Origin of the sequence: Nostoc sp. CALU 1950 (assembly GCF_051172895.1) — a bacterium.
GTDB classification, from domain to species: Bacteria; Cyanobacteriota; Cyanobacteriia; order Cyanobacteriales; family Nostocaceae; genus Nostoc; species Nostoc edaphicum_A.
Window position 1 is genome coordinate 1 of sequence record NZ_JBDNJQ010000484.1, and the last position, 258, is coordinate 258.

The 258-nt window shown below is 48.4% G+C and carries 1 pseudogene; it reads left to right on the plus strand.

The window, feature by feature from the left end:
• Positions 1-258 (plus strand): annotated as a pseudogene (locus ABF638_RS38500) (photosystem II D2 protein (photosystem q(a) protein)); the annotation flags it as partial.

A 258-nucleotide genomic window follows, 5' to 3' on the forward strand; every position in this document is an offset into this window, starting at 1 on the left:
TTGGTTTGATTGGCTTCATGTTGCGGCAATTTGAAATTGCCCGTCTGGTAGGTATTCGTCCTTATAACGCCCTCGCCTTCTCTGCTCCCATTGCAGTATTCGTCAGCGTATTTCTGATGTATCCCTTGGGACAATCTAGCTGGTTCTTTGCACCCAGCTTTGGCGTCGCGGCAATTTTCCGATTCCTACTATTCTTGCAAGGTTTCCACAACTGGACACTCAACCCCTTCCACATGATGGGTGTTGCAGGTGTATTGG